At 64.7% G+C, this 22182-nt stretch carries 16 protein-coding genes and 1 other RNA gene; 7 read left to right on the top strand and 10 right to left on the bottom strand.

Annotation, left to right across the window (positions count from 1 at the left end):
• Positions 1-209 precede the first annotated feature (209 nt).
• The 10 genes from OKB81_RS11815 to OKB81_RS11770 all read right to left on the bottom strand — a co-directional run bounded on the left by OKB81_RS11815 (position 210) and on the right by OKB81_RS11770 (position 11151).
• Positions 210-1349, bottom strand: coding sequence for a site-specific integrase (locus tag OKB81_RS11815; RefSeq protein WP_270805256.1), 1140 nt, complete (start codon positions 1347-1349; stop codon positions 210-212).
• Between the two features lie 84 nt (positions 1350-1433).
• Positions 1434-1530: signal recognition particle sRNA small type (gene ffs / locus OKB81_RS11810), an RNA gene on the bottom strand.
• A gap of 102 nt (positions 1531-1632) precedes the next feature.
• Positions 1633-2421: a sulfite exporter TauE/SafE family protein gene (locus tag OKB81_RS11805; protein ID WP_042014760.1), complete on the bottom strand. Its 789-nt coding sequence runs from the start codon at positions 2419-2421 to the stop codon at positions 1633-1635.
• 91 nt (positions 2422-2512) lie between these two features.
• Positions 2513-3949 (bottom strand): arginine-ornithine antiporter, encoded by a 1437-nt coding sequence (gene arcD, locus OKB81_RS11800; protein ID WP_160837745.1) that lies wholly within the window; start codon positions 3947-3949, stop codon positions 2513-2515.
• A 581-nt stretch (positions 3950-4530) separates the two neighbouring features.
• Positions 4531-5292 (bottom strand): SDR family oxidoreductase, encoded by a 762-nt coding sequence (locus OKB81_RS11795; protein WP_160837747.1) that lies wholly within the window; start codon positions 5290-5292, stop codon positions 4531-4533.
• Positions 5293-5363: 71 nt separating this feature from the next.
• On the bottom strand, positions 5364-6284 hold the full coding sequence (mmsB, locus tag OKB81_RS11790; RefSeq protein WP_160837749.1) for a 3-hydroxyisobutyrate dehydrogenase: 921 nt from the start codon (positions 6282-6284) through the stop codon (positions 5364-5366).
• Positions 6285-6311: 27 nt separating this feature from the next.
• Positions 6312-7412 carry an enoyl-CoA hydratase/isomerase family protein gene (locus OKB81_RS11785; RefSeq protein WP_270805255.1) on the bottom strand — a complete coding sequence of 367 codons (1101 nt, stop codon included), beginning with the start codon at positions 7410-7412 and terminating at the stop codon, positions 6312-6314.
• A 78-nt stretch (positions 7413-7490) separates the two neighbouring features.
• Entirely contained in the window at positions 7491-8282 is a 792-nt protein-coding gene (locus OKB81_RS11780; protein ID WP_010674596.1) for an enoyl-CoA hydratase, read from the bottom strand.
• Between the two features lie 118 nt (positions 8283-8400).
• Positions 8401-9558, bottom strand: a complete 1158-nt coding sequence (locus OKB81_RS11775; RefSeq protein WP_201957254.1) for an acyl-CoA dehydrogenase family protein — start codon at positions 9556-9558, stop codon at positions 8401-8403.
• 81 nt (positions 9559-9639) lie between these two features.
• A complete protein-coding gene (locus OKB81_RS11770) occupies positions 9640-11151 on the bottom strand; it encodes a CoA-acylating methylmalonate-semialdehyde dehydrogenase (RefSeq protein WP_270805254.1) in 1512 nt (503 codons plus the stop codon).
• Between the two features lie 257 nt (positions 11152-11408).
• On the opposite strand from OKB81_RS11770, the gene OKB81_RS11765 reads away from it, so the two are divergent.
• The 7 genes from OKB81_RS11765 (at position 11409) to OKB81_RS11735 (ending at position 21641) form a co-directional block, all read left to right on the top strand.
• Positions 11409-12557 (top strand): isovaleryl-CoA dehydrogenase, encoded by a 1149-nt coding sequence (locus OKB81_RS11765; protein WP_270805253.1) that lies wholly within the window; start codon positions 11409-11411, stop codon positions 12555-12557.
• Positions 12554-14170 carry a carboxyl transferase domain-containing protein gene (locus tag OKB81_RS11760; RefSeq protein ID WP_270805252.1) on the top strand — a complete coding sequence of 539 codons (1617 nt, stop codon included), beginning with the start codon at positions 12554-12556 and terminating at the stop codon, positions 14168-14170. Before OKB81_RS11765 ends, OKB81_RS11760 begins: the two co-directional genes overlap by 4 nt.
• Positions 14171-14179: 9 nt before the next feature.
• The gene (locus tag OKB81_RS11755) at positions 14180-15028 is read left to right on the top strand and encodes an enoyl-CoA hydratase-related protein (protein ID WP_042878770.1); all 849 of its coding nucleotides are present in this window, start codon (positions 14180-14182) and stop codon (positions 15026-15028) included.
• A gap of 109 nt (positions 15029-15137) precedes the next feature.
• Positions 15138-17102, top strand: a complete 1965-nt coding sequence (locus OKB81_RS11750) for an acetyl/propionyl/methylcrotonyl-CoA carboxylase subunit alpha (protein WP_160837757.1) — start codon at positions 15138-15140, stop codon at positions 17100-17102.
• A complete protein-coding gene (locus OKB81_RS11745) occupies positions 17099-18070 on the top strand; it encodes a hydroxymethylglutaryl-CoA lyase (protein ID WP_160837759.1) in 972 nt (323 codons plus the stop codon). The genes OKB81_RS11750 and OKB81_RS11745 overlap by 4 nt, the downstream gene beginning before the upstream one ends.
• A gap of 54 nt (positions 18071-18124) precedes the next feature.
• Complete coding sequence (locus OKB81_RS11740) at positions 18125-18538, top strand: MerR family transcriptional regulator (protein ID WP_160837761.1); 414 nt, start codon at positions 18125-18127, stop codon at positions 18536-18538.
• Positions 18539-18809: 271 nt separating this feature from the next.
• The gene (locus tag OKB81_RS11735; protein WP_442865968.1) at positions 18810-21641 is read left to right on the top strand and encodes a DUF748 domain-containing protein; all 2832 of its coding nucleotides are present in this window, start codon (positions 18810-18812) and stop codon (positions 21639-21641) included.
• Positions 21642-22182 lie beyond the last annotated feature (541 nt).

Here is a 22182-nt window from a genome sequence, read left to right as displayed (position 1 = left end):
CTACACAGTATGACGAATGGGGGGCCTGCGGGCCCCTCTGCCGTTTTTGACTTTCCCGTTTTGCCCGCCAACAAAGGAAAATGGACCAAACCAAGCAGTCAATCTGCCGAAATTTCAGCTATTTATAGAACTTTTTCTGTATGAAACATCGTAGAAAAAGTTCTTAAAAATGCCAAAATTTCAGCATCTCAGCAAAACCATCCGTCCCTTTATCCGGCATCAGCAAAGGATGAAAGAGCCGCCTCTATCACCTCTTTGAGCTTCTCCAGCGAGACATCCCCTCCATATCGGTCATAGCTGATCGCCCCGTTGGTGTGGCCCAAGATCGCCGCCGCATACTGCAATGGAACACCGTGATCTTTGAGGGCTGTTCCCACGGTATGCCGCAGGCTGTGGAAGTCCTTGTCGACGGGACGATGACGGCTAAACCACTGCCCCCACAGATGGCTGTATCCATCCTGGCGATGTGGCAGTTCAGGGAAGAGGCGTCCCCCTATCCTCCCCTTCACAAACTCGATGAAACCGCTCTGGATGAGGTATCGATGGAGAGGAACGAGACGAGCACTGTTGGCCGTCTTGAGTTTCTGGTCTGGCCGTCCACTGCGAATATTCAGGCACCATATACCGTCAACCTGTTGCACATCATCGGCATAGAGCTGGCAGATCTCGTTGGCACGAGCCCCGGTGAACAGCCCCAGCAGAGCAATCCACCTACGGTGGGGCTCTTGCTGCTTAGCCCACCCGATAAACTTGTGACGTTCTTCCGCTGTGTACCCACTTCGTGAGTTCACCTCTTTGGCTCGCTGTAGCTTCAATCCGGCGAAATGGTTGATGACCCCATCCTGATGGTTAGCCAGCCAGTTAAACAGCAGAGAGAGCTTCTGCAGATACTTGTTGATGGTGGTCGGACTCTTGCCGGAGTTCAGCAGGTCCTCCTTGAACTTGACCACATCCGCTTTCGCATAGTCAGCAGCCGGTCTATCACCCAGCGCCTTGATGAAGCAGCCGATGTAGTTCTTCTGGTTGCTGAGCTCTTTCGGTGCCCAGGAGAGGGCCTTCTCTTTCAGATAGCGGTCACTCAAGACCGACAACAGCGGAGCAAGCGGTTTGGCCGCCGGAACAGCAGGCTTGATGTGCGGCTGAGGTTGAGGGTTCTCTGGCTCGCTTGCGGATTGCACGACTGGCTGAGCTCTGGAACGCACACAGGCAAGCAGCTTCGCAACAGCTGCACGGGCCGTCAGCTTGTCTCGGGTATGCAGGGATTTTTTGATCTCTTTACGACGACCACAGGGGAGCGTGGTGACTTTCCGGTAATACCAGATGCCGTGGGGACTGAGCCAGAGATTCATCGATGAGCTCCTCGTCGTCCACACAAAGTGGATGACCAAGGGCGTTAGGAAGCTAACTTATTGATTTCCAAAAACAAGTGGTGGCCCTACCAGCCACATCCCGGCACTCGAGTCCCCCGCCTTGGCTGCTACCTTCCGGTCCTGACCAGGTCGACGGGTTATCAATGCGAGAGGACCAATAGGACCACCGGCGAGGAGAATAGGCAAACTGGCCCCTCAATGCAACGGCTTTCTACCGCTGTGCGAGCCGTTCGCCTTATTTTTCAACAATCTGGCCAAGGGTTCAGCTAAAGAGCATGAATTTGGCACCCACCAGCAACATGAGCAGGGCAAAGGCCTGCTTGAGCCGCCGGGGTGACATTCGGTGTGCCAGTCTGGCGCCCAGACGGGCAAATTGGGTGCTGGTGAGCACGATGCCAAGCAGGGCCGGCAGATAGATGAATCCGACGCTCCACTCGGGCAGATCGGCGTCTCCCCAACCGGCATAGAGATAGCTGAGGCTGCCTGCCAGGGCGATGGGCATGCTGCAGGCGGCGGAGGCGGCCACGGCGTTGCGCATGGGCACCGAATTCCAGGTGAGGTAAGGCACGGTCAGCGAGCCGCCACCGATGCCGAACAAGGCCGACATCCAGCCGATGACGGTGCCCGCGATCCCGGTACCAAGGGGGCCCGGCATGTGTCGCTCCGCTTTTGGCCTCAAATTGAGCCCCATCTGCAGGGCCATGGTCCAGGCGAAGCAGCCGATGATGATGTTGAGGGTGCTGGCGCTCAGCAGGTTGGCGGTCATGCCGCCGAGCCAGGCACCCACCAGCATGCCGGCGCCCAGGCGCCGTATCATTCCCCAGTCCACCGCCCCGGCCTCCTGGTGCGCACGCAGGGAGCTGAAACCGGTGAAGATCATGGTGGGCAGCGAGGTGCCGAGGGCCAGATGGGTGATGATCTCCGGCGCCACGCCCTGTGCGTGAAAACTCAGGACCAGCACGGGGACGATGATGAGGCCGCCGCCGATACCGAACAGCCCGGCCAGCATGCCCGCGAAGGCGCCCAACACCAGATAGCCCACAAACAGCATAAACATTCCTTCAATAACGAAACAGCGGTCAACTTGACCGCCATTATCCATAAAAAAGAGATGGCATCTTGCCATCTCTTTATTGTGCCGATTAATGCAGGGGAATGGTACCGTCCATCACCTTGTAGAACGCCAGCACGGCGCAACCGAGCAGGGCTGCCGTCATCCCCTGCTCCAGCCGGTTGAGGCTGCGCAGGCCGTGGTGCTGGCGCGCCTTCCAGTAGATGAAGATCCCCGGGCTGTAGAGCAGCGCCACCAGCAAGAGGTACTCCACTCCGGCGGCATAGACCAGCCAGCAGCCATAGACGGTGGCCACCAGGGCCAGCAGCAGGTCGCGCTTGCGCTGATGGGGCTGGTCCGCGTAGGTCTCCCCTTTCAACGCCAGCTTGAGACCGTAAGCACCGGAGAAGACATAGGGCACCAGGGCCGCCGAGGTGGCGATGTTCACCAGCGCCAGGTAGGTGCTGTTCTGGAAGTAGATGATGATGAGGAAGATCTGCACCAGGCAGGTGGAGCACCAGAGCGACACCTTGGGGGAACCGTTCTTGTTCTCCTTGGCGAACCAGGCCGGGAAGACCCCGGTCTTGCCAGCTATGTAGGGCACTTCCGCCGCCAGCACGGTCCAGCTCAGCAGGGCCCCCATCACCGAGATCACCAGGCCGATGTTGATGAGCCAGGCGCCCCAGGGGCCGACCACGGCTTCCAGGATCATGGCGGTGGAGGGGTTCTTGAGGGCCGCCAGTTGCGGCTGGTTCATGACCCCCAGGGAGAACAGGGTCACCATGACGTAGAGCGCCAGGGCGCCGAGCAGCGCCAGCACGGTGGCGCGGCCCACGTCCTTGCGATGGCGGGCACGGGCGGAGACCACCACGGCCCCCTCGATGCCGATGAAGACCCAGAGGGTCACCTTCATGGTGGATTTGACCTGATCCATCACGGAGCCGAGCTCGGGACTCCCCTGCCCCCAGAGATCCAGGGTGAAGGTCTCCATGTTGAAAGCGAGCAGGATGGCTACACAGAAGACGATGAGGGGCACCATCTTGGCGATGGTGGTGACGATGTTCACCAGCGCTGCCACCTGGATGCCGCGCAGCACCAGGGCATGCACCGACCAGATGAGCAGGGAGGCGAGCGTGATGGCGACCGGGGTGTTGCCGTCACCGAAGATGACCTTGTCCGGCGTGTCGAAGAAGTAGCTCAGCGCACTGAACACCACGATGGCGTAGGAGACGTTGGCCAGCAGCTGGCACAGCCAGTAACCCCAGGCGGCGTTGAAGCCGACGAAATCCCCGAACCCTGCCTTGGCGTAGCTGAAGATGCCGCCATCGAGATCCGGTCGACGCATGGAGAGATTCTGGTAGACCAGGGCGAGGCAGATCATGCCGATCCCCGTGATGGCCCATCCCAGGGCGACGGCCCCGGCACTGGCGTGCGCAGCGATGTTTTGCGGCAGACTGAAAACCCCGGCACCGACCATGGAGCCGATCACCAGCGAAATGAGGGCACCCAGCCCCAGTTTCTTGTCCATCTCAAACCTGTTTTATTAGGCGGCGGTTGAGCATCCGTATTCATACAGCGCGCGACATGGGAGGGGCTAGAAATCCGTACCCCGTGAAAAAGGCGGCAACTATATTGCATGACTATTCCGGCCGCAATCCCTCTTGCCGTCAATCATGAGCCGCCTTGACCGCGCGCAATTTTACAGCACTGACCCGGGGTGCCTGTGAGCTGGTTCAAATTAAGAAAGACCCGTTGATATTTCACGACTTTTCATGATGCCGCCCCGCTTTTCAAAAACCGGACCTGCATGGCTATGCATCCTTGCGCTGGGGCCTGTCTCCTGCAAAAACGCCCCTGCAGGAGGGCAATGCTGTTCACTTAAGAGAATTTGAGTTCCAGTCCACGTAGTATCAGGGCTAAAAATGAGGGAGGCATGATGCCTCCCTCTTTCTATTGCAAGCCACGCTGGATAAAGGCTGAAGGAACATCGACTGGAAACAGCCTTGCTCCCCCAACTCAAGTCGCATTTATGAATAATTAGTCAAAAATGTGCTTATCTGAACAGCATTGCTGCAGGAGGGGCCTCAGAGAGGGTATATGCAGGGGGGACTAAAGCCTCAAGCCGCCGTCCAGCTCGATCATCCGCCCCGACAGATAGTCGTTGGCAAGGATGAACTGCACCGTCTGGGCCAGCTGCGCCGCCTGCCCCAGGGTGCCCACCGGGATGGCCTGCTGCATGCGGGCCATGGCTTCGGGTTTCATCGCCGCCGTCATGTCGGTGGCAAAGACGCCGGGGGCGATGCCCATCACCCGGATGCCGTGACGGGCCAGCTCCTTCCCCCAGGTGACCACCAGCGAGGCCACCCCCGCCTTGCTGGCGGCATAGTTGCTCTGGCCCATGTTGCCGGCCCGGGCGATGGAGGAGATGTTGATGATGACGCCCCCCTCCCCGCCGGTGGCCATCAGCGCCGCCCCCTCGCGCCCGCACAGGAAAGTGCCGGTGAGGTTGACGTCGATGACGCTCTGCCACTGGGCCAGCCTCATCTTCTCCGTCAGTGCCCCCTCCTTCACCTTGATCAGCATGCCGTCGCGCAGGATGCCGGCACAGTTGACGAGGCCGTGCAGGGCACCGAACTGTCCCTTGATGGCGGCAAAGGTCGCCTCGACCTCCGGCTCGCTTGCCACGTTGCAGACGAACAGGGCGCAGCGGCCGTCACGGCTGCGCACTTCTGCCTCGGTCACCTCCAGATCTGTGCGGTTGACGTCGATGAGGGCAAGTTGCGCCCCCTGCTCCGCCAGACTCAGGGCGATGGCGCGGCCCAGCCCCCTGCCCGCCCCCGTGATCGCAATGACTTTCTGTGTGATATCCATAAATGCTCCTGGTGAGATGGCCGGTGACTGTCGAGTCAAAGACTATCGGGTCAAAAGGTAGATAGCGGCCCTTAACCCGGCGCAGTTTTGTCCCGATAGAGCTCGAGAATACTGGAGAAATCCTTGTTCTCCTGGCCCTGGCTCCCGTGCAGGTTGAAGAGGTTGCGGGCCAGGGCCCCCATGGGCACGGCGCTGTGGGCATGTTCCGCCAACGCCATGGCGAGCCCCAAATCTTTGACCATCAGCCGGGTCATGAAGCCCCCCTGATAGCCGCGGGACGCCGGCACGTTCTCCATCACCCCGGGCCAGGGGTTGTAGCGCTCCAGGCTCCAGTTGTTGCCCGAACTCTTGCCCATGATGGTGGAGAGCACGGCGGGATCCAGCCCCTCCTTGACCCCGAGCGCCAGCGCCTCGGCGGTGCCCGCCATGTGGATGGCGAGCAGCATGTTGTTGCACATCTTGGCGATCTGGCCAGCGCCAAGCGCCCCGGCGTGAAACAGGTTCTGCCCCATGCAGGCGAGCACGGGTCTGGCCGCTTCAAAATCCGCTTGTTCGCCGCCGACGATGAAGGTGAGCGTGCCCGCCGCCGCACCGGCTACTCCCCCCGAGACGGGGGCATCGAGAAAACGGATGCCGCTCGCCTTCGCCGCCGCCCCCACCTGACGGGCCGAGGCCACGTCTATGGTGGAGCAGTCGATGACCAAGGTGCCGGGCGACAGGGCCGCCAGCAGATCCTGGCCACCCCGCTCACCGGCACTCTCCCCCAGCCAGAGGCTGCGCACGTGCTCGCCCGCTGGCAGCATGCTGATGACCAGCTCGCAGCCGCTCACCGCTTCCCGGGCATTCCCGGCGGCAATACAGCCAGCCTCGATGGCCCGGCTCAGGCTCTCGGGCACCAGATCAAACACCTGCATCCTGTGCCCCGCCCTGGCCAGGTTGGCGGCCATGGGGCCCCCCATGTTGCCAAGCCCGATAAACCCAATCCTTGTCATGGTGTGCTCCTTGTGTGTGATCCCGCGTCAGCGGAGGCGCAAGGGGTTGTCCCCCTCGGGCCAGCGATAGAAGGCATCCAGCCAGGCCTCACCCGTCTGCGGGGCCTGCCAGCGGGGGGATTTGTCCTTGTCGATGAGCAGAGCCCGCACCCCTTCCACGAAGTCCCCCCTGAGCACGCAATTGACCGAGAGGGTCAGCTCGTCGGCAAACACCTCGGCCAGGGACTGGCGCCGTGCCTGCCAGAACTGGCGCCAGAGAATGGCGCGGCTGATGGGGCTGCCGCGAAGGCAGGTCTCCCGCCCCTGAGCCAGCGCCGGTTCATCCAGCTCGGCGTCCTCGAGACGTGCCAGCACCCCTTGCAGGGAACGGCCAGCCAACAGCGCATCGATGCGGGCCTGGTGGGGCAGCAGTACGGGAGGGGGCAATGCCTGACCAGGGGCCTCCTGCAAATCGGTGAGCAGCGCCTCGATCTGCTCGCAGGGGTCGCCTGCGGACCAGTCGAGGGCGGCGAGGCGCGCCGGCAGCTCCGCCCGCTCGCGGCTCTCCATGGCATGATCCGCGAGCCCCAGGCCGATGGCGTCCGCCCCGTTGAAGCGGGCACCGGTGAGGCCGAGCCAGAGTCCGAGCCGCCCCGGCATCCGGCTCAAAAACCAGCTGGCCCCCACGTCCGGATAGAGGCCTATGGTTACCTCCGGCATGGCGAACAGACTCTTCTCTGTCACCACCCGGAATTCGGCCCCGGCAAAGAGGCCGATGCCGCCCCCCATGCAGATGCCGTCCGCCACGCAGACAAGGGGCTTGCCGTAGCAGTGGATGTGATGATCGAGCCGGTACTCCTGCAGGAAGAAGTCGCGGGCATAGCCGAACAACTCAGAGTGGCTCGCCTCCTGCTTGCGGTAATAAAAGGAGCGGATGTCGCCACCGGCGCAGAATGCCTTCTCGCCGGCCCCCTGCAGCAGCACGCAGACGATGGCCGGATCCTGCTCCCAGCGGGTCAACGCCCCCTGCAACAACTGGATCATCTCAAGGCTCAGGGCGTTGAGGGAGGCGGGGCTGTCCAGAGTCAGCATGCCGATGTAGCGGCCATCCGCCGTGGGGTGGGTCTCGATGCGCACGGGCTCACTCATGGGCAGCCCCCGCAGACCGGGTATCTGCCCCTGCGACATGGCGGGCCGCCATCATTACCTCATTCATCCTTCACTCCTTCACTCTTTCGGTTTGGATTGGTCGTATCGCCAGCGCGGGGCCCGCTTCTCCAGGAAGGCCGCCACCCCTTCGCGCTGGTTGGCATCGTCAAACAGGGCGAGAAAGAGGCTGCGCTCGAGCGGCAGCGCCGCGTCCCTGTGAGTGCTTCGCCCCTGATTGATGAGCTGTTTGCAGGCGCGCAGGGCGCTCGGGCTCTGGCGCTCCACCAGCTGGGCCATCTGCTGCGCCGCCTCCCAGGCGTGCCCCTCGGTCACCACCTCCTCCACCAGCCCCATCTCGTAGGCCAGGGTGGCGCTCACCTTCTCGCCGCAGAGGATCATCCGCTTGGCCCAGCCCGGCCCCACCAGCTCGGTGAGGCGCTGGGTGCCGCCGGCGCAGGGCAGCAAGCCCACCGAGGCCTCCGGCAGGCCCAGCTTGGCCTGCTGCTCGGCGATGCGGATGTCGCAGGCCAGCGCGACTTCGAGCCCCCCTCCCATGGCATAACCGTTGATGGCGGCGATGCTGACCCCGTGAAAGCGGGCCAGCGCCTCGAAGGCGTGGCCAAAGGCCTCGGCCACCTCGCGGGCATGCGCCAGGCTGCCGTCGGCGAACATCTTGAGATCGGCGCCGGCGCAGAAGAATTTCTCTCCGGCACCGCGGATCACCAGGGCCACCACGTCGGGGCGACCATCCAGCTCCACCATCATCTGCAAGAAGGCTTTCAGGCTGGCGAGCGTCCAGGTGTTGGCGGGTGGGTGATCGAGGGTGATGTAGGCCACGTGGCCGTGATATTCGAGCCTGATCCTTGTCATTGCGTTGTCCTTGTCAAAAAAACTGCCCCATGATGACAGGGTTGAATGGAGCCAACCTGCACCTGGCTCACAAAGCCTGAGGACGTGCCGACTGCGTCCTCAGGGCAGGCTACTCCCGCTACTCCAGCGCCAGGCCGGGGTCGGCCAGCAGGCGGCGGGCGATGATGAGCCGCATCACTTCATTCGTCCCTTCCAGAATGCGGTGCACCCGGGTATCGCGCAGATAGCGCTCAAGCGGATACTCGCGGATATAACCATAGCCGCCAAAGAGTTGCAGGGCGTCGTCGCAGATGCGGTGCCCCACGTCGGTGGCAAAACGCTTGGCCATGGCGCACCAGGCACTCTTGTCCGGGCTGCCCTCATCGAGTTTGGCGGCCGCCTGGCGCACCAGCAGGCGGGCGGCGGCGAGCTCGGTGGCCATGTCGGCCAGGCGAAACTGCACGCTCTGGAATTCGCTGATCGGACGCCCGAATTGCTGGCGCTGCTGCACATGAGCCAGGGCATCGTTGAGAGCCTGCTGGGCAGTGCCCAGCGAACAGCTGGCGATGTTGATTCGCCCCCCATCGAGCGCCCGCATGGCGAACTTGAACCCTTCCCCCTCCTCCCCCAGCCGGAAGCGAGCGGGAATGCGCACGGCGCTGAAGTTCACCTCCCGGGTCGGCTGGCTGTTCCAGCCCATCTTCTCCTCCGCCTTGCCGTAGCTCACGCCGGGGGTCTGGGCCGGTACCATGAAGGCGGAGATCCCCTTGGCCCCCTCGCCACCGGTGCGGGCCATCACCACCAGCACGTCGGTGCAGCCGGCGCCCGAGATGAACACCTTGCTGCCGTCGAGGAGGTAATCTTCGCCATCGCGCACGGCGCGGGTCTTGAGGGCCGCAGCGTCGGAGCCCGCCCCCGGCTCGGTGAGGCAGTAGGAGCCCAGCAGCTCGCCGCTGGCGAGCCTGGGTACCCACTCCTCGGCCACCTCGGCAGGCAGCCAGCTGCCCAGCATCCAGCTCACCATGTTGTGGATGGTGAGATAGGCGGTGGTGGAGGTGCAGCCCATGGCGAGGCGCTCGAAGATGAGGCTGGCATCGAGCCGGCTCAGGCCCAGACCGTCATACTGCTCCGGGGTATAGAGGCCACACAGGCCCAGCGCCGCCGCCTGCTTGATGGTGGGGATGGGGAACTCGTGCTCCCTGTCCCAGTGCGCGGCATGGGGTTTGAGCGCCAGATCGGCGAAGGCGCCGGCCGACTCGACACAGGCCCGTTGGGATTCGGTCAGGGTAAAATCCATCTTGTTCGCTTCCTTTGTACTTGTTCCGTCGATCCGTTGCTGTCAATGGGGGCACCCGGGCAAAGTGGGCAACCCCTGCCGTCAGCGCAGCTGAATGGTCATATTGGGGCCGCTGGGAATGTCTTCGTCGAACCAGCGCTCCGTCACCGTCTTGGTCTCGGTGTAAAAACGCACCGCCTGCTTGCCGTAGGCGTGCAGATCCCCGTAGAAGGAGCCGCGCCAGCCGGTAAAGGAGAAGAACGGCAGCGGCACCGGGATGGGCACGTTGATCCCCACCTGGCCCACCGCCACCTCGTGGCGAAACTTGCGGGCGGCGGCGCCACAGCCGGTGAAGAGGGAGGTGCCGTTGCCATAGGGGTTGGCGTTGATGAGGGCAAGCGCCTCATCCAGGCTCTCCACCTCGAGGCAGGCCAGCACGGGCCCGAAGATCTCCTCCTTGTAGATGCGCATCTCGGGGGTCACGCCGCGAAACAGGGTCGGCCCCACCCAGTTGCCCACCGGGTAGCCGGGGACGTCGCAAAAACGGCCGTCCAGCAAGCACTCGGCTCCCTCGGCAATCCCCGCCTCGATAAGCCCCTCCACCCTGACTTTCGCCTCCGGGCTGATAAGGGGGCCATAAGCCGCCTCGGGGTCGTGCCAGACGCCGGGTTTCACCTTGGCGAACTCGGCGGCGAGCTCGGGGATCCACTCCCTGGCGCTCCCCACGAACACCGCCACGCTGATGGCCATGCAGCGCTGACCGGCGGCGCCGACTCCGGCTCCCACCAGGTTGCCGAGCACCTGCGCCTTGTTGGCATCCGGCATGATCACCATGTGGTTCTTGGCGCCGACAAAACACTGGGCGCGCTTGAGCTGCGACGTGGCGCTGCGATAGACGTGACCACCGACCCGGGCCGAGCCCACGAAGCTCACCGCCTTCACGTCCGGGTGGCTGAGCAGCGCATCCACCTGATCGGCGCCGCCATGCACCACCGACAGAATGCCCCTGGGGGCCCCCGCTTCGGTAAACAGCTCGGCCAGGCGCATGGGGGTGAGGGGATCCTGCTCGGAGGGCTTGAGCACAAAGCCGTTGCCGCAGGCCACCGCCAGCGGGAACATCCAGAGCGGGATCATGGCCGGAAAGTTGAACGGCGTGATGCCGACGCAGACCCCGAGGGGCTGCACCCAGGAGTGGCCATCCACTCGGCGCGCCACGTTGCCCATGGTCTCCCCCAGGGTCTGGCTGGCAATGGCACAGGCCTGCTCCACCACCTCGATGCCGCGCCACACATCCCCCTTGGCATCCGCCAGGTTCTTGCCGGTTTCCTGGGCCAGCAGGGTCGCCAGCTCGTCGTGATGCACTTTCAACAGATGCTGGTAGTTGAACATCACCCGAGCCCGCTCGGAGGGAGGCACCTCCCGCCACTGCAGGTAGGCGTCGTGGGCGGTGCGCACCGCCAGCTCAATTTCCGCAGAGGTAGCTTTCGGCACCCGCGCCAGCAGATGCTGGTCCGCCGGGTCGGTCACCTCTATCCACTCGTCGCTTGCGGACGGACACGCCTCGCCACCGATGTAGAGCGGTAGATCCCCGTACTGGGTGTGATGCTGGCTCATGCCCCCCTCCTAGCCCGTTGGCAGGCGATGGCAGGCCACCCTGGGCCGGCCACATCCATGTTGCTGTTGCACATCCTGTTCACTCCTTGCGCTCCTCTGCCCGGGTAGCCCCTTGCGGCGGGCTGCCATCGAATTTACCTTAGACCAACAATCAATTTACGTTTACGCCAACGTAAACTTGAATCACGAATGGACTGACCAGTCATCACCCTGATGGCAGGGGAAATCGGCAGTCCACTGCACCAAGGAGAGCACGGATGCATGCCCTGATGGATGAAACCCTCCAGGCCCTGACCGAACAGGTCGAGGCTTTCTGCCAGAAAGTGATCGCACCGCGCGCCAGCGAGATCGATCAGAGCAACGCTTTCCCCCGGGATCTCTGGCCCCGCATGGGTGAGCTGGGGCTGCACGGCATCACGGTGGCGGAGGAGTATGACGGGGTGAACCTCGGCTATCTGGCCCATGTGCTGGTGATGGAGCAGGTGAGCCACGCCAGCGCCTCGGTCGGCCTCTCCTACGGTGCCCACTCCAACCTCTGCATCAACCAGATCCACCGCCACGGCACCCCTGATCAGAAGGCGAAATATCTGCCTGATCTGGTCAGCGGCAAACACGTGGGGGCGCTGGCCATGAGCGAGCCGGGTGCCGGCTCCGACGTGGTGAGCATGCGCCTCACCGCAGTGCGCGAGGGGGATCACTTCGTGCTGAACGGCAACAAGATGTGGATCACCAATGGGCCCGATGCCAACACCTTCGTCATCTATGCCAAGACCGATGCCGCCGCCGGGCCCAAAGGGATTTCCGCCTTTATCGTCGAGGCGGGGACTCCCGGTTTTTCCACCGCCCAGAAGCTCGACAAGCTCGGCATGCGCGGCTCCAGTACTTGCGAGCTGGTGTTCGACAACTGCCGGGTGCCGCAGGAGAACCTGCTGGGCCCCCTGCACGGCGGGGTCAAGGTACTGATGAGCGGGCTCGACTACGAGCGGGTGGTGCTGGCGGCCGGGCCCCTTGGCATCATGCAGTCCTGCATGGACGTGGTGCTCCCCTATGTGCGCGAGCGCAAGCAGTTCGGTCAGGCCATCGGCGAGTTTCAGCTGGTGCAGGGCAAGCTCGCCGACATGTATACCCGTCTCGCCAGCAGCCGGGCGCTAGTCTATTCGGTGGCGAGCGCCTGCGATCAGGGCCGCACCAGCCGCAAGGATTGTGCCGCCGCCATCCTGTTTGCCGCCGAGAACGCCACCCAGATGGCCCTTGATGCCATCCAGCTGCTCGGCGGCAACGGTTACATCAACGAATACCCCACAGGCCGCCTGCTGCGGGACGCCAAACTCTACGAGATAGGCGCCGGCACCTCGGAGATCCGCCGCTGGCTCATCGGCCGCGAGCTGATGGGAGAGAGCGCATGAGCAGGATCCACTCCCGTCTCGACACCGCGAGCCCCGACTATGAGGCCAATCGGGCCGCCATGCAGGCACTGGTCGACGATCTCAATACCCGCCTGGAGGAGATAGCCTTGGGCGGGGGCGCGGCCAACAACGCCCGCCACCAGGCCCGTGGCAAGCTGCTGCCCCGCGAGCGCATCGACCAGCTGCTGGACCCGGGCTCCCCCTTTCTCGAGCTCTCGGCGCTGGCCGGATGGCAGGTCTATGACGAACCGGTGCCCGCCGCCGGCATCCTCACCGGTATCGGCCGGGTCTCGGGGCGCCTGTGCATGCTGGTGGTGAATGACGCCACCGTGAAGGGCGGCACCTACTACCCCCTCACGGTGAAAAAGCACCTGCGCGCCCAGGCCATCGCCGAGCGGCTGCGCCTCCCCTGCCTCTATCTGGTGGATTCCGGCGGCGCCTTCCTGCCCATGCAGGACGAGGTGTTCCCCGACCGGGAGCATTTTGGCCGCATCTTCTACAACCAGGCTCGCATGTCGGCCCAGAGCATCCCCCAGCTGGCGGTGGTGATGGGGCTCTGCACCGCCGGCGGCGCCTATGTGCCCGCCATGGCGGACGAGTCCATCATGGTCAGGGAGCAGGCCACCCTCTTTCTGGCGGGGCCACCGCTGGTCAAGGCCGCCACCGGCGAGGAGATCAGCGCAGAAGCCTTGGGCGGCGCCGAGGTACACTGCGCCCACTCCGGGGTGGCGGATCACATGGCCCGGGACGATGCCCATGCCCTGGCCATCGCCCGCACCCTGGTAAGCAACCTGGGGGACAACCAGACGGCGGCGTCACCCGCCCCATCCGCTCCCTCCTATGATGAGCCGCACTACCCCATCGAGGAGCTCTACGGCCTAGTGGGCACCAGTCTCAAGCGCCCCTATGACGCACGAGAATTGATCGCCCGACTGGTGGATGGCTCTGTGTTTGACGAATTCAAGGCGTTGTTCGGCACTACCCTGGTGACGGGTTTTTCCCGCATTGAGGGCATGCAGGTGGGGATCCTCGCCAACAACGGCGTGCTGCACAGCGACAGCGCCCAGAAGGGAGCCCACTTCATCCAGCTCTGCAACCAGCGGGGGATCCCGCTGCTGTTTCTGCAAAACATCACCGGCTTTATGGTGGGGAGTACGGCGGAGAAAGAGGGGATCGCCAAGCACGGCGCCAAGCTGGTGACCGCCGTGGCCTGCAGCCGGGTGCCCAAGATCACTCTGATCGTCGACGGCAGCTTCGGTGCCGGCAACTACGGCATGTGCGGGCGCGCCTATGAACCGGATTTTCTCTTCAGCTGGCCCAACAGCCGCATCTCCGTCATGGGGGGCGAGCAGGCGGCCGGGGTGCTGGTGCAGGTGCGCCGGGACAAGCTCGCCGCCGAGGGCAAGACTCTGGGCGAGTCGGAGGCGGCCGCCATTCGCGCCCCGGTGATCGCGCAATACGAGCGCCAGGGTCACCCCTATTACGCCAGTGCTCGCCTGTGGGATGACGGCGTCATCGACCCGGCCCAGAGCCGCACCGTGCTGGCCCTGGCGCTGGCGGCCTGCCAGGGGGCCGAGCCTGGCCCTGGGCAGTACGGCATCTTCCGGATGTAAGGAGTTCATATGTCAGACCCGCTCTTCAACGATCCCCTTGCCCATTTTCGCCTTGAGCGCCACGGCCCGGTGATCGAGCTGGTGCTCGCCCGCCCGGCCCGTCACAACGCCCTCGATGCCGACCTGATGCAGGGGCTGCTCGACTGCCTCGACGAGCTGGCCCACGGCCAGCCCCTCGCCGACCGCCCCCACGTGCTGCTGCTGCGCGCCGAGGGGCCGCATTTTTGCGCGGGCGCCGATCTCGAGTGGATGCGCAAGATGGCCGGGGAGGCATTCGACCCCCGCGCCTTTGACAAGAATCGCGAGGACGCCCGGGTGCTGGCCCACCTGATGCAGGCACTGGACGAGCTGCCCTTCCCCACGGTAGCCCTGGTGCAGGGGGCCGCCTACGGCGGAGCCTTAGGCCTTGTCTGCGCCTGCGACATCGTGCTGGCCAGCGAAAATGCCCGCTTCTGCCTCTCCGAGGTGACCCTGGGACTGGTGCCTGCGGTGATCAGCCCCTACGTGGTGCGCGCCATGGGGATGCGCCAGGCTCGCCGCTACATGCTGAGCGCAGAGCCTTTTGATGCCATCACCGCCTGCCGACTCAACGTGGTGCACAGGCTCAGCCAGCCTGATCAGTTGCTGGCAGAGGGACGCGCCATGGCCCTGCGGTTGTGTCGCAACGGCCCCCAGGCGATGAAGGAGACCAAGCGGCTGCTGGCCGCCCTCGAAGGGCGCCCAGGCCACCAGCACGAAGAGCAGACCGTCGAGACCATCGCCCGGGTACGGGTCGGTCTCGAGGCCCAGGAGGGGATCCAGGCCTTCTTCGACAAACGCCCCCCAACCTGGCGCCCCCGTTTCAAGGACGAAGCATGACTCAATACCACCCCATCAAGCACCTGCTGATCGCCAGCTGTGGTCAATATAACGGGAGTGTGGATCAACACGCTTCGCACTTGTGCGCCTTGAACAACAGAGAGGTAGCATGACCCATCACACTCCCATCAAGCGCCTGCTGATCGCCAATCGCGGTGAAATCGCCGTGCGCATCATCAAGACCGCACGGCGCCTCGGCATTCACACCATCGCCCTCTACTCGGACGCCGACGCCCGTGCCATGCATGTGCGCGAAGCCGACGAGGCCTGGCATCTGGGGCCGGCCCCTGCCCGGGAGAGCTACCTCGACACCGGCAAGGTGCTCAAGATTGCCAAAGAGGCGAATGCCGACGCCATCCACCCGGGCTACGGTTTCCTGTCCGAGAACAGCGACTTTGCCACCGCCTGCGAGCAGCGGGGCCTGCGCTTTGTCGGCCCAAGCGGCGCCGCCATCCTCGCCATGGGGGACAAGTCGGGGGCCAAGGGGCTGATGCAGGCAGCCGGCGTCCCCGTGCTGCCCGGTTATCACGGCGCGGATCAGCATCCCGACTTTTTGCGCGATCAGGCGAGCCAGGTGGGCTTCCCGCTCCTTATCAAGGCGGCCAGTGGCGGCGGTGGCAAGGGGATGCGCCGGGTCGATCAGCTGGCCGACTTTGACGACGCCCTGGCGGCGGTCAAGCGGGAGGCGAGTGCCGCCTTTGGCGACGACCATGTGCTGCTGGAGCGCTATCTCCCCCGCGCCCGTCACGTGGAGGTGCAGGTCTTTGCCGATGCCCTTGGCAACGCCATCTATCTGGGGGACAGGGACTGCTCCTTGCAGCGCCGCCACCAGAAGGTGATCGAGGAGGCCCCCGCCCCCGACATCTCCCCTGCCCTGCGCCGCGCCATGGGCGAGGCGGCCGTGGCCGCTGCCAAAGCCATCCACTATCAGGGGGCCGGCACCATCGAGTTTTTGCTCTGCGGGGAGGAGTTCTTCTTCATGGAGATGAACACCCGGTTGCAGGTGGAGCACCCGGTTACCGAGGCCATCACCGGCCAGGATCTGGTGGCCTGGCAGCTGGCGGTGGCCGAGGGCAAACCGCTGCCCCTCACCCAGGAGCAGGTGGTGCTGCGTGGCCACGCGGTGGAGGCGCGCCTCTACGCCGAGGACGTGGCCGCCGGTTTTCTGCCAGCGAGCGGCCCCATCCACTGGCTCACCTGGCCCAAGGGGGTGCGCATCGACACCGGCGTCACCGCTGGCGATGAGGTGAGCCCCTATTACGACCCCATGATCGCCAAGCTCGTCGCCCACGCACCGAGCCGCAGCGAAGCCTTTGCCACCCTGGCCGATGCCCTGGCAGCCCTGGATCTCGGCCCTCTGGTGCACAACGGCCCGCTCCTGCAGCGCCTGTGCGAAGCGCCAGAGGTGCTGGCGATGCGCCACCACACCCAGTGGCCCATTCCCACCGACACCCTGCCCGTTCCGGCGCTCGCCTGGCCCCTCGCCACCCTCTGGCTCGCCACTTGCGAGCGCGATGCCTCCCCCTGGCAGCAGGCCGCAGGTTTTCGGCTGGGCCCCACCCGCCGCTTTTGCGCCACGGTGCGCATCGGCGAGGAGACCCGCACTCTCACCCTCGCCGAGCGAGGGGGCGCCCTGCTCTGGCAGGGCGAGCAGATCCCGTTTGAACTCGGGTCAGATCAGATCCGCCTGTACCAGGGTGGACATTGGCAGCGCTATCCGGTGCAGCCCCTCGGCGAGGACGCCTATTTGCTGCACCTGGCGGGCAGGCGCATCCGCTTCTCGCTCGATGATCAGCATCATCAGCTCCACCATGATCACGACACGAGCCATGCCCCGGGCATCCTGGCCCCCATGCACGGCATCGTGGTGGCGCTGCAGGTCGAGGCCGGCCAGCCGGTCAGCAAGGGGCAACCCCTGCTGGTGCTGGAGGCGATGAAGATGGAGCACGTCCTCAAGGCTGACCGGGACGGGGTGATTGAGGCCCTGCAGTGCCGCCAGGGGGAACAGGTGAGCCAGGGCGCCGTGCTGGTGCGCTTTGCCGAGGACCATACCGCGCAGGAGGAGCGCTCATGAGCCACACGCACGAGAACCGGGACGACAAGGTCAGCCTGGTGGAGATGGGGCCGCGGGACGGCCTGCAAAATGAGACCGCCACCCTCTCCCTGGCGCAGCGGCTGGCGCTCATCGCCCGCCTGGCCGAGAGCGGGTTGCAGCGCATCGAGGTGGGGGCCTTCGTGTCGCCCAAGAAGGTGCCGCAGATGGCGGATTCCGCCGCACTCTTTAATGCCCTGCCGCGCAGGGGGCCGACCCGCTATGGCGCCCTGGTGCCCAATCTGCAGGGTCTGCAGGCCGCCATCGCCGCACGCGCCGACGAGATAGGCCTCTTCACCGCCTGCGCGGACGGCTTCACCCGGGCCAACATCGGCATCAGCGTGGAGGAGTCCCTGGTGCGCTTTGCCCCGCTGGTGCAGGAGGCGCGCAGCCTCGGCATCAAGGTGCGCGGCTACCTCTCCACCGTCATCGCCTGCCCGTTCGACGGCCCGACCCGCCCGAAACGGGTCGCCGCCCTGGCCGAGCGGCTGCTGGATCTGGGCTGCCACGAGATATCCCTCGGCGACACCATCGGCGTCGGCACCCCGGGCACCGTGGCTCCCATGCTGGATGCGGTGCTGCACGAGATCCCGGCGGGCCGGCTTGCGGTTCATTTTCACGACACCTACGGCCAGGGGCTGGCCAACCTGCTGCCGGCGCTCGAGCGCGGGATCCGCACCATCGACTGCTCGGTGGCCGGGCTCGGCGGCTGCCCCTATGCCCCCGGCGCCTCCGGCAATGTGGCGTCGGAAGAGGTGGTCTATCTGCTGCACGGCCTTGGCATGAGCACAGGGGTCGATCTCGACCAGCTGGCCGCCACCGGCCAGTGGGTGAGCGAGCTGCTGGGGCGCCCCAACGGCTCACGGGTCGGCCAGGCCCTGCACGGGAGGGGACGGCGCCTCGCACAAGAGCGCGAGCAGCGCCCCCCGGGAGGCCATCATGCATCATGAACCCGGCCCTTGCCGCTGTGCCAGGACCCCGCCAGCTCATCAGGAGGGCGCACCATGAGAGCCAGACACGCCAGTGGCAAGGAGAGGACCTACAGCATCTCGGAGCTGGCCCAGGAGTTCGACATCACCCCACGCACCATCCGCTATTACGAGGACGAGGGGCTCATCACCCCGACCCGGGAGGGGCAGACCCGCATCTACAGCCACAAGGACAGGATCCGCCTGAAATTGACCCTGCGCGGCAAACGCCTCGGGTTCAGCCTGGCGGAGATCCGCGAACTGTTCGACATGTACGACACCGACCGCTCCAGCCGGATGCAGCTTCACTCCATGATCCAGCTCATCGAGGCCAGACGCCACTCCCTGCGCCAGCAACTGGAGGACATCCAGATGGTGATGGCCGAGCTCGATGCCGCCGAGCAGCGCTGCATCCACTCCCTCGGCGGCTTGAAAACCGACGGGGGTTGACAGACTCTGGGGGTATCTCGCCCCCGGTATCCCGGTTTTCCAGTGGATATTCGCAGTGGCAGGCCCTGACCCGGCAACCCCCTTGTTCCCCACATCGCCCGTCGCGACATGCCGGACAGAGTGGGCGGTTTGGGCAAGCGGCGAGGTGGGGCAAACGGGGGAAATCCGGCCTTGGTCGCACAATAATTCCCCAGCCCGGTCAGAGTGCGGCGCACCTCATGAGTCCTTCCCATGAACCGGGCACGATTAATTGCTACCATATGCGCATCAAATGGAGACCATCATGCTCAAGCCTCTGCCCGCTCGTCTTCTGCGCTATGCCCTCTATCTTCTCGCGCTCCTGCTCATCGGCATCACCATCCTGCTCTGGCAGGCGCCGACCCTCATCCAGCGCCATCTCCCCGGCTGGCTTGCCACCCATTACGGTCTGCACCTCTCCCTTGGCAAGATAGAGGTGGGGATCCGCTCCCCCTCCCTCGTGCTGGGGCCCAGCGCCCTGCTCGATGAGCAGCAGCAAGCGCTGGTGTCGTTTGAAGAGCTGAAGCTCATTCCCGCCTTGAAAGCGAGCTGGCAGCAGCGCGCCCTGGTACTGGAAGAGGCCACCCTGACCGCCCCCAGGGCAGATCTGGTGCGCCTCGAGGATCTCAAGGGGGAGGCACGCTTCAACTTGACCAATGCACTGGCCTCCCTGCTCGCCCCTGCGCCGGAGCAAACACCGCCAGCTAGCGCCGAGCCCGTGCTGGTGACCATCGGCAAGCTGTACGTCGAGCAGGGCCGGCTCAGCTACCGGGACAGCCGCAAGCAGAGCAGCCCGGGGTGGGTGCCGCCCCTCACCCTGGACAAGCTCGCCCTGCACCTGCCCGGATTTTCCAGCGCAGAGGGGGTGCTCAACCCCTATCGCCTGAGCGCTACAGTCAACGAGAAGAGCCCCCTCAAGGCCGAAGGGGAGTTCGACATGATGAGCGGCGCCGGCAAGGGCAACCTCAGCCTTGGCAAGGTGGCCATCGCCCCCTTCGCCCCCCTCTGGGCCCCCTATCTCAAGGCGACCCTCGCCAAAGGGGAGGCCAGCGCCGAGCTCGCCTATCGCCTCACCCAGGGCAAGCAGGGACTGGACTGGCAGTTGTCAAAGGGCAAGCTGACCCTGGCCAACTGGCAGCTCACACACAACAAGGGGGAGGAATTTGCCCGCTTCAAGCAGTTGGCGCTGACCGGGATCCGCATCGATGGCAACAAGCAGCGCCTTGAGCTCGATGCCGCCACCCTCAAGAGCCCGGCCATCACCGCCGTCCTCGACCACCAGCAACAACTGGATCTCGCGGACCTGCTGCTCCCCCAGAAGACCCCCAAGGGGGGCAAACAACCGGCCACCCCCGCCAAGCCCTGGCAATGGGCCCTCAAGCAGACCCGCATCGACCAGGGCAGCCTCACCCTGACCGAAGCCACCAGCGGCAAGCCCCTGAAACGGGCCATCTCCGCCATCGCCCTCACCCTGGGGCCCCTTGGCAGCCAGACCGCCCAACCCAGCCCCCTCACCCTCAACGCAGCCCTCGACACCAGGACGACGGTGGCGTTTGACGGCACCCTGGGGCTGACCCCCTTCACCCTGAACGGCGCCATCCGCCAGCAGGGGCTGCCGCTGACCCTGGCCCAACCCTACCTGCAGGATCTGCTGCGCATCAGCGTGCGGGACGGCGAGCTTGCCAGCCGCACCAGACTTGACCTGGTCACCGACCGCCAGGGGGCCATCAGCAAGCTGGAGATAAGCGGTGGACTCGAGGTCGCCGGGCTCAACGTGCTGGATCGAGCCGACAACCAGCGCCTGCTCCAGATAGAGAATCTGCAACTGAGCGGCCTGCACTATGATCGCCTGAGCCAGCAACTGCGTATCGCCGACATCCTGCTCAGCAAACCCTATGCCCGCATCGAGATCAACGAAGAGGGGATCACCAACGTGCAGCAACTGCTGCTGCCGCAACCCGCCGCGAACGCCAGGGAGAGCGCCCCCGCCCCGCACATCGTCATCGATCAGATCCGTACCGCCCAGGGCAACCTGCGCTTCGCCGATCGCAGCCTGAGCCCGGAGTTCGTGGTGGACATCGCCTCCCTCGACGGCCAGAGCCGCCACATCAGCAACACCCCGGGGCAGCGCTCCGAGCTCGCCTTCAACGGCAAGGTGGACCGCTATGCCCCCGTCACCATCCGGGGGGGCGCCAACCTGCTCATCGAGGATCCCGTGCTGGACGTGGCCGTGGCCTTCAACAATCTGGAACTCACCACCTTCACCCCCTACTCCAGCACCTATGCAGGCTATGCCATCGACAAGGGGCAGCTTTCCATGAAGCTCAACTACAAGCTGCAGGGCAACCGGCTGGAGGGGGACAACGACATCACCATCAAGAAGCTGCAACTCGGGGAGAAGGTCAAGAGCGAGCAGGCCAAGGATCTGCCCCTCGGCCTCGCCATCGCCCTGCTGAGCGATTCGAGCGGCGTCATCAAGATGAACCTCAAGGTGAAGGGCAATCTGGATCAGCCTGATTTCAGCCTGGGCAACATCTTCTGGGACGTGCTCGGCAATACCCTCGGCAAGGCCATCACCTCCCCCTTCTCCCTGCTTGCGTCCCTGACGGGGGGCACCAAGGATCTCGACGAGCTCCCCTTCCTGCCTGGCGATCCCGCCCTGACCCCGACCCAGCAGACCAAGCTGACCACCCTCGCGCAGGCCCTCAAGGAGAGGCCCAAGCTCAGCATGAACATTCGCGGCATGGTCAACTTCAACGAAGAGCGCCCCATCCTCCAGCGCCAGAAGCTTGAGCGGCTGCTGGCCAAGACCACCGGCAGCCCGGTGTATTTGACGCTGCTGGAGCAGGATCCCGCCATGCAATCCGCACTGGCAGAGGCCTATGAAGCCAAGTTCAACGAAGATCTCGGGGATCTGGCCGACCGGTTGCGACTCGATGAAGGGAGCGAGGCCCTGCGCGCCCAGAACACCAAGGAGTATCTGGTGGATACCCAGGGCATCGCGCCGGAGCGCCTCTTCGTGCTCGACAGCCAGGTGAAGGAGACGGACAAGGAAGCCAAGGTGGTGCTGACCCTGGACAACTGATCCGGCGCCCGCCGGATGCCCCTCTTGTTTGCCCCGACGGCATATGGCCCGAGGGGCTCCCTCCCCTGACCCCTTCCATCAGGATATGTCTCTCGCTAGCCGTCCCGAACAATCCGGTTATCCCTTTATCCAGCATGTCGGCATGTCGGCATGTCGGCATGTCGGCATGTCGGCATGTCAAAATAGATGGCCCGATCAGATATACAGTGTCTAATCGGGCCAATCCTGAACACTCTCTCGCGCACGCCACAGGGCCAACCCCGCGCCCCCCCTTCCATTTCGAAGCGTTTTTACTGGGCCCATGGCCCATCCCGCCTCTGGCTTTTTGACAAGGGCAGCCTCTGATCCTGCCCGTTGATCTTGCGCCCCTTTCGCCCGTGGCAGTCAACACGGCGCGCCTGCGGGTTTCTCAGGCGCCCCGCCCTTGTGTAGGGAACACGGTGGCGAGCGCGGGGTTGACGAGAAATTGACATCCTCCCCCACCTTAGCGCTTCGCGTCACAGGAGGGGGATCCCCATTACTGGGTGATAGCTGCTCGCGC

The organism is Aeromonas sp. QDB56 (genome assembly GCF_027705505.1).
Taxonomy (GTDB): Bacteria; Pseudomonadota; Gammaproteobacteria; order Enterobacterales; family Aeromonadaceae; genus Aeromonas; species Aeromonas caviae.
This window is presented reverse-complemented; position numbering and strand designations above follow the sequence as displayed.